The organism is Actinokineospora sp. (assembly GCF_050699995.1).
Lineage (GTDB): Bacteria > Actinomycetota > Actinomycetes > Mycobacteriales > Pseudonocardiaceae > Actinokineospora.
Genome location: NZ_JBOHGC010000603.1, coordinates 1 through 5,030, shown reverse-complemented (window position 1 = coordinate 5,030; position 5,030 = coordinate 1). Strand labels below are relative to the sequence as shown.

The 5,030-nt window shown below is 71.9% G+C and carries 6 protein-coding genes; 5 read left to right on the top strand and 1 reads right to left on the bottom strand.

The features are described 5' to 3' along the window. Window positions 1-53: 53 nt before the first annotated feature. The 4 genes from ACRDSQ_RS29190 (at window position 54) to ACRDSQ_RS29175 (ending at window position 3,333) form a co-directional block, all read left to right on the top strand. Window positions 54-938 carry a sortase gene (locus ACRDSQ_RS29190; RefSeq protein ID WP_431425486.1) on the top strand — a complete coding sequence of 295 codons (885 nt, stop codon included), beginning with the start codon at window positions 54-56 and terminating at the stop codon, window positions 936-938. Between the two features lie 15 nt (window positions 939-953). Then, window positions 954-1,748, top strand: a complete 795-nt coding sequence (locus ACRDSQ_RS29185) for a phosphate ABC transporter ATP-binding protein (protein ID WP_431425484.1) — start codon at window positions 954-956, stop codon at window positions 1,746-1,748. A 67-nt stretch (window positions 1,749-1,815) separates the two neighbouring features. Continuing rightward, on the top strand, window positions 1,816-2,139 hold the full coding sequence (locus tag ACRDSQ_RS29180) for an STAS domain-containing protein (RefSeq protein ID WP_431425482.1): 324 nt from the start codon (window positions 1,816-1,818) through the stop codon (window positions 2,137-2,139). A gap of 405 nt (window positions 2,140-2,544) precedes the next feature. Then, window positions 2,545-3,333 (top strand): ankyrin repeat domain-containing protein, encoded by a 789-nt coding sequence (locus ACRDSQ_RS29175; RefSeq protein WP_431425481.1) that lies wholly within the window; start codon window positions 2,545-2,547, stop codon window positions 3,331-3,333. Here the strand turns inward: ACRDSQ_RS29175 and ACRDSQ_RS29170 are convergent. Then, window positions 3,324-3,998, bottom strand: coding sequence for a CAP domain-containing protein (locus tag ACRDSQ_RS29170; protein ID WP_431425479.1), 675 nt, complete (start codon window positions 3,996-3,998; stop codon window positions 3,324-3,326). The genes ACRDSQ_RS29175 and ACRDSQ_RS29170 overlap by 10 nt on opposite strands. Before the next feature lie 118 nt (window positions 3,999-4,116). Here ACRDSQ_RS29170 and ACRDSQ_RS29165 point away from each other — a divergent pair. Next, on the top strand, window positions 4,117-5,030 hold a 914-nt coding region (locus ACRDSQ_RS29165; RefSeq protein ID WP_431425477.1), incomplete at its 3' end, for an RNA polymerase sigma factor.

The window sequence follows — 5,030 nt, the reverse complement described above, 5'->3', positions numbered from 1 at the left end:
GCGCCGGGCCGATCGCCCGGCGCACGCGGGCTTCGTGACGAGAGGAACCCACTGTGACCGTGCTCGACGAGCCGCGCCCGGCCGTCCCGGCCGAGCGGCCGCCGTTCCTGCTGGCCGGGCAGATGCTCGCCATCCTCGGCGCGGTGCTGCTGTGCTTCGTGGCCCAACTCGCCCTCATCGGCGCGGTCAAGCACGAACGCGACCAGGACCGGGCCTTCACCGACTTCCGCTACCAGCTGGCCAACGCGACCGCACCCGTCGCCGCCCTCACCGAGGACGGGCGGCTCCTGGAGACCGGGACGCCGGTGGCCATCCTGGAGATCCCGCGGCTGCGCATGCGTGAAGTGGTGGGCGAGGGCACCTCGGCGCGGTCACTGAAGTCCGGCCCCGGACACCTGCGCAACACGCCGCTGCCCGGGCAGGCGGGCACGAGCGTGCTCCTCGGCCGCAAAGCGGCCTACGGCGGCCCGTTCGGCCGGATCCACGAACTGCGCACCGGCGACGCGATCGTCCTCACCACCGGCCAGGGCGAACACCGGTACATGGTGCAGGGCGTGCGTCGGGCGGGCGATCCCGAGCGGCAACCCCCGGACGCGGGGTCGGGCAGGCTGACTCTGATCACCGCCGACGGCCCGCACTTCCTGCCGACCGACGTCCTGCGGGTCGACGCCCGGCTGACCTCGGAGGTCGTGGCGACCTCGGGCGCGGTGCCCGCGTTCGCCGTGCCGGACAGCGAGCGGCTGATGGTGGGTGACAGGTCGGCGCTGGTGCCCATCGTCATCTGGGCGCTCGCCTTGTCCGTCGCCGCCCTCGCGGTCGTCTACGTGCGCCAGCGGGTCGGCCGCTGGCACGCCTGGGTGATCGGTGTCCCGCTGCTCGGCACCGTCGGCGTGACCTTCGCCGACCAAGCCGCCGCCCTGCTGCCCAACCTGCTCTGACCCAGAGGAGATTCGATGACCCTGGCACTGTCGGCGCTCGCGGAGATCGACGCGCGAGCCGTGTCGGCCTGGTTCGGCGAGCGCAAGGTGCTCGACCGGGTGTCGCTGCTGATGCCCGCCGGGACGGTGACCGCGCTGATCGGCCCCTCGGGCTGCGGCAAGTCGACGTTCCTGCGCATCCTCAACCGGATGCACGAGCTGATCCCGGGCGCGAGCCTCGCGGGCGAGGTCCTGCTGTCGGGTTCCGACATCTACGACCCCGGCCGCAAGCTGACCGACGCGCGCAGGCAGATCGGCATGGTGTTCCAGAAGCCCAACCCATTCCCGGCGATGTCGATCTACGACAACGTCGTCGCGGGACTGCGGCTGACCGGCACCAGGGTGTCGAGGTCGGCGAAGGACGACCTGGTGGAGAGCTGCCTGGCCAAGGCGGGCCTCTGGGCCGAGGTCCGCGATCGGCTGCGCCAACCGGGCGGCGCCCTCTCCGGCGGGCAGCAACAGCGCCTGTGCATCGCGCGTTCGCTGGCGGTGCGGCCGAAGGTGCTGCTGATGGACGAGCCGTGCTCGGCATTGGACCCCACGTCGACCCGCAGGATCGAGCAGACCATCGCGGAGCTGGCGGACGAGATCACCATCGTGATCGTCACGCACAACATGCAGCAGGCCGCCCGGGTCTCGCAGCAGTGTGCGTTCTTCCTGGCCGAACACGGGACGCCGGGCGTCATCGTGGAGGCGGGTCCGACGGAGAAGATCTTCGGATCACCGTCCGACGAGCGCACGGCGGACTACGTCCACGGGCGTTTCGGCTGAGCGGGTCAGCCTTCCACCCGGTAGCCTGCCCGTTCGGGAAATGCTTGCCGATGGTGGGAGAACGCGCGTGGACCTGCGGTTGGAGGCGCCGCCCGCGGCCGGGGTCATGACGGTCGCCATCGGCGGCGAGGTCGACTTGGTCGCCGCGGGTGTCCTGGAGCGTTTCCTGCTCGGCGCGGTCGCCGAGCAGCGCAGCGCCGCCCCCGGGCTGATCGTCGACCTGTCCGACGCCGAGTTCTTCGGCTGCGCGGGCCTGAACGCGCTGCTCACCGCCCAGTGCAGGCTTGAGGCGGGCGGCGGCTGGCTGCGCCTGGTCGACCCCTCGCCGGCGGTCGCGCGGGTGCTCGACGTCGAGGGCATGAATACCCGGCTGCGGGTCACCGAGTCCTGATGTACGAGCGGTCCCCGCACAAGGTCACCGAGTTCGCCGGTCCGGTCGACGACTTCCTCGCCCACGCGTGCCTCGGCTACGGCCGCGACACCCCCGACCGGCTCGCCCGCGCCCAGGCGCTGCTGGCGACGGATCCCGCGATCGCCAAGGCGAACATCTTCACCATGGCCGTCCTCGGCGACGCCGAGGGCGTGGCCGCCGCGCTCGCCGCCGACCCTGGCCTCGCGAGCCGCCAGGGTGGGCCGTTCGACTGGGAGCCCCTGCTGTACCTGGCGTACTCGCGGCTGCCCGGCGGTGACGCGGCTGCGGTGGCCGGGCTGCTGCTCGACGCGGGCGCCGACCCGAACGCGGGCTACCTGTGGGAGGGCAACGTCCCGCCGTTCACCGCGTTGACCGGCGCCTTCGGTGAGGGCGGACGCGGTCAACCAGCCCCGCCACCGCGCCGAACTCCTGCTGGCCCGGCTGCTGCTCGAACGGGGAGCCGACCCCAACGACGGCCAGACGCTTTACAACCGCGTGTTCGGCGCCGACGACGGGCACCTGCGGCTGCTCTTCGAGTTCGGCCTGGGCGCCGGCGACGGCGGCCCGTGGCGGACCCGTGCGCCCGGGCTGGCGAGTCCGGCCGAGATGCTGCACGATGTGCTGCTCTGGGCCGCCGCCCACGACCAGCGGGCCCGCGTCGAACTGCTGCTCGCGCATGGCGTGCCGCCGGAGTCGCGATTCCGGGGCCACCCGCTGCACCGAGGGCGCAGTGCGCACGAACTCGCGGTCCGGTCGGGCAGCCGGGAGATCGCCGCGCTGCTTGAGGCCGCCGGGGCGGTTCCCGCGCCGCTCGACGAGGTCGATCAGGTCGTGGCCGACGCGATGGCGGGCATCGCCGTCGACGCGCCGCCTTCGGTTGTCGCCCAAGCCATCGCGCGCGACCCGTACGCCGTCGTGCGGGCCGCTGAGCTCGGAAAGGGCGACGCGGCAAGGATTCTGGTCACCGCCGGATTCGACGTCAACGCCGCCGAGCGCGAGACGGCGCTGCACCAGGCCGCTCTCACCGGAAACCTGGACTTGGTCCGGATGCTGCTCGATCTGGGCGCCGATCCGTCCATGACGGACACTTCATTCGACTCGACCCCGCTGGGCTGGGCGGAGCACAACAAGCAGGACCAGGTGGCCGAGTTCCTGCGGTCCGTTCAGCCGTAGCCGAAGTTCTGCGTCCAGTAGATGCGGTAGCTGCCGCCCTTGGCCATGCCGATGCCGAGGTCCTTGAACTCGCAGTTGAGGATGTTCGCCTTGTGCCCAGGGCTGTTCATCCACGACTTCATCACGGCCTCCGCGGTCGCCTGGCCCGCCGCGATGTTCTCGCCGCCCGCCCGCGCGTAGCCCTCGGCCTTCATCCGGTCGAACGGCGAGCGGCCGTCGAGCGAGGTGTGGTCGAAATAGTCGCGGGCGGCCATGTCCGCGCTGTGCTTGCGGGACGAGACGCCGAGCTTGTCGTTCCACCGCACCGGCGCGCAGCCCGCGGCCGACCGCTGCCGGTTGACCAGCGCCAACACATCGGTTTCGGCCTTCGGGATCTGCGAGGTGGTGGTCGTGGGAGCGGCGGTGGTCGTCGGGGCGACGGTGGTTGTCGTCGTCGGCTCGACAGTGGTGGTGACCACAGGGGTGGTCGTGGTGGTCGCAGTCTCGGAGGTGGTGGTCGTGGACGTCGGGTGTGACTCCAGCCCCGCCGCCGGGTCGGGCGCCTGGGTGGCCGTGCCCGCGACGTAGGTCAGCTCTTGCATGGCGGGCAAGGCGAAGGTCAACGCGGCCGATGCGAGGACAGCGCCTAACGCGATGAGGGCGATACGGCTCTTGCGGTGGGCCACGGGTGGGGATCCTTCATGAAAACTCGGCGGATGGCTATGCCCATTGGACGGTCGGTTTGCGTGAGGCATTACGGTCTGAGGCCGACGAGTTCGAAAGATCTTCCGCGAAGGCGGCGATATGCAGTCCGGTGAACCCTCGGACGCGACCTTGGTCCTCGACGCCCGCGCGGGCGACGACGATGCCTTCACCCAGCTCCACGACCGATACCGCGCGCCCGTGACGAGATTCGTCACCCGCACCGTCGGCGACCCGCATCTGGCCGAGGACCTGGTGCAGGACGCGTTCGTCAGCGCCCTGCGCAACCTTGACGGGCTGCGTGAGCCCGGCCGGTTCCGGCCGTGGCTGTTCAGCATCGCCCACCGCGTCGCGCTCGACCACGTCCGCAGGGACGGGCCGCTGCTGCTCGCCGAACTGCCCGACCTCGCCGACGGCGGGGAGACGCCATACGAGGCGGCTGCCGCGCGCGAGGCGGCGGGCCTGGTGTGGGACGCGGCGGCGAGCCTCGAGCCGCGGCAGCTGGCGATCCTCGAACTGACCGTGCGTGATGAGGTGTCCAACACCGAGCTCGCCGAGGCCCTCGACGTGCGGCCCGCGCACGCGGCCGTCCTCTCGCACCGGGCGCGGACCGCGCTCGGTCACGCGGTGCGACTGCTGCTGTTGGTCCGCAACCCGCGTCGGTGCGAGCGGCTGGCCGGGCTGGTCCCGGAACACCCGCGCACCCTCTCGGCCGCCCAGCGGGTGCGGGTCGACCGGCATATCCGCAGGTGCGCGGAGTGTCGGGACCTCGCAGGCCGGGTCACCGCGCCGGTCGCGATCATCGCGGTGCTGCTCGCCGCGGCCGACCGCGAGCCGGTCGCGGTGGACAACGCGGCCTGGTCGCTCGTCGACCCCGCGCCGCACCTGCTCCGCAAGAGCTCGGTGACGCTGCTGTTGACCTTCGCGCTGACCGTCGGCTGGTGGTTCATCCCCGGCGTCGAGGACGACCCGGTCGTCTCCCAGCCACCGGTCACGTCGTCGACGCCGATCAGTTT